We start from the raw sequence: 2,469 nt of genomic DNA on the forward strand, positions 1-2,469 counted from the left end.
CGCGCCGGCGGGGGGCGGTGCGCCCCCCGGACCCCCCGCCGGGACTACCCCCGCCACCCGCAGACCGACTGCGCGGGATGCCCGCGCCCGGCCGGGCGGCAGCTACGGGTCGGGATTTTCCCGACCCGCGCCCCCTTGCGCCACACCTGAACGGGATGCTTGTGCGGCGGCTCTTTACCTTTCCCTCACCCTGCCCGATCACGCGGGAATGAGCATCTGGGTCACGCTGTCGAACATCCCCCTGCCCGAGCTGCTGGCCTTTGTCGCCGGTGGGCTGGTGTTGAATTTCGCGCCGGGGCAGGATGTGTTTTTCGCCAGCGCCTGCGGCATTCAGGGCGGGCCGCGCGCGGGGGCACTGGCGGGGTTCGGGGTCGGGCTGGGGGTGCTGCTGCATCTGGTCATGGCGACGGTCGGGCTGGGAGCGTTGGTGGCGGCGCATCCGGGCGCGTTGCTGGCGATCAAATATGCGGGGGCGGGGTATCTGCTGTGGCTGGCGTGGAAAAGCTGGCATGCAGGGCCGCTGGATCCCTCGGAGCGAGGCAGTGTGCAGCCCCGGACGATCATCCGGCGCGGCTTTCTGTCAAACGCGCTGAACCCCAAGCCGGTGCTGTTCCTGCTGGCCTTTCTGCCGCAATTCACCAACCCCGCTTATGGCCCGGTCTGGCATCAGATCCTTGGCCTCGGCCTGATCTTTGCCTTTACCGGCACGCTGGTGACGATGGGTTACGGTGTTGTAGCGGGCCTTGCCGGGCAGGTTCTGGGGCGGCGGATGCGGGTGGTGAACCGGGTTGCGGCGATCTTGTTCGCGGCCCTGGCCATTCGCCTTGTCGTGAAATGAGCTTTGTCTACGCCCCGCCGTCTGATCCTCTCCGGATCCTGCATGCCGATCACGAAATCCTTGTGGCCGACAAGCCCTCGGGGCTGCTGTCCGTTCCGGGCCGGGGCGAGGATAAGGCCGATTGCCTGATCGCAAGGCTGCGAGGGCCCTTTCCGACGGTGCTGCTGGTGCATCGGATGGATCTGGACACGTCGGGCGTGATGGTCTTTGCCCTGACGCCCCATGCGCAGCGCCACCTGTCGAAACAGTTCGAGGAACGGCGGACGAAGAAAACCTATCTGGCCCGCATCGCCGGACATCTGGAACCGAAAACCGGGCGTGTCGATCTGCCGCTGATCGTGGACTGGCCGAACCGCCCGCGCCAGAAGGTCGATCACGATCAGGGCCGCCCTGCGCAGACTGACTGGCGGGTGGTGAAAACCGGCGGGGACGAGACCCGCATCCGCCTGTACCCGCTGACCGGGCGCAGCCATCAGTTGCGCGTGCATATGGCCGAGATCGGGCACCCGATCCTTGGCGATCCGCTGTATGCGACGGGCGCGGCAGCGGATCATCCGCGCCTGATGCTGCATGCCGAAAGCCTGCGCATCAAGCATCCCGAAAGCGGGGTGCAGATGACATTCAGCTCGCCCGCGCCGTTCTGATCGGGTGGCCCCGGTGAATGACCGTCCCTGACCGCCGGATCCTGCGGCGGTCGCAGGGGCAGGTCTGGCCCGTAAGCAAGCCCGACGCGCGGAGGGCCAGCCCCCCGTGCCCTTGGGCGACCGCTTCGTCACCGGTCCGCGCCAAAGGGCTGTTCGATGTGCCTGCTGCGCCATAAAGCGCACAGCACAGCCGCCGAAAGTTCCCCCTTCGGTGGTCCGTTGGCCCTGTGTCCGGGACGGATGGCACGGGGAACGTGCCGACGGTAGACAAGGACCGATTCCCTGGACCGTTGGTATAGAACTGACGGAGGCCAATTTGATCATCAAATTGGCGCAGCATCAGCGTAAAATCAAATGGCTATAGCCAGACAACGTAATCCTCTTCACGCGTCTGGCTATATGAACCGGCTATCGCTGACCCCAGGCGATTGCGCGCCTGATTCCGCGACGGGTCTACCGTCCGGCCACTGACTTACATCCGCCGGATCACTCGGCCGGAACGGCCTCGGACTCCTCGACCGCCATGATCGGGTGGGGCAGGTGGATCAGCATTTCCCTGGGGCAAACCTGAAGGAAGTTGCCCTTCTCTTCGTCCCAGTTCTGCAAGATGTCATCCGCGCGGCGGGACATGGTTTCCTTCAGATGCTGCTCGAACACGTCTTTCAGCTGCGTCTCCCAGTGGTCCTGCGTTACCGGGCACAGAACCAGCGTTTCGGCGTTGATGTAATCGCGTGCCACGCCCTGAGGATCGTAAAGATAGGCCATCCCGCCGGTCATGCCCGCGCCGACAGTCGCACCGATCCGGCCAAGGATCACCGCGACGCCGCCGGTCATGTATTCACAGCCAGTGCTGCCGCAGCCCTCGATCACCACCTTCGCGCCGCTGTTGCGCACCGCGAAACGGTCGCCTGCGCGGCCTGCCGCGAACAGATAGCCATCGGTTGCGCCATACAGGACAGTGTTGCCGATGATGGTGTTCTCGGTCGC

The 2,469-nt window shown here is 65.4% G+C and carries 2 protein-coding genes and 1 pseudogene; 2 read left to right on the forward strand and 1 reads right to left on the reverse strand.

From position 1 onward, the window contains the following. Nucleotides 1–208 precede the first annotated feature (208 nt). Together ACK5L9_RS19900 and ACK5L9_RS19905 are read left to right on the forward strand one after the other, a co-directional pair. Nucleotides 209–838, forward strand: a complete 630-nt coding sequence (locus tag ACK5L9_RS19900; protein ID WP_416913195.1) for a LysE family translocator — start codon at nucleotides 209–211, stop codon at nucleotides 836–838. Next, complete coding sequence (locus ACK5L9_RS19905) at nucleotides 835–1,482, forward strand: RluA family pseudouridine synthase (RefSeq protein WP_416913196.1); 648 nt, start codon at nucleotides 835–837, stop codon at nucleotides 1,480–1,482. The genes ACK5L9_RS19900 and ACK5L9_RS19905 overlap by 4 nt, the downstream gene beginning before the upstream one ends. 486 nt (nucleotides 1,483–1,968) lie before the next feature. On the opposite strand, the pseudogene ACK5L9_RS19910 reads toward ACK5L9_RS19905, so the two are convergent. Beyond that, nucleotides 1,969–2,469, reverse strand: a pseudogene (locus ACK5L9_RS19910) (glutamate synthase large subunit); the annotation flags it as partial.

The organism is Paracoccus sp. (in: a-proteobacteria) (assembly GCF_047973135.1).
Taxonomy (GTDB): domain Bacteria; phylum Pseudomonadota; class Alphaproteobacteria; order Rhodobacterales; family Rhodobacteraceae; genus Paracoccus.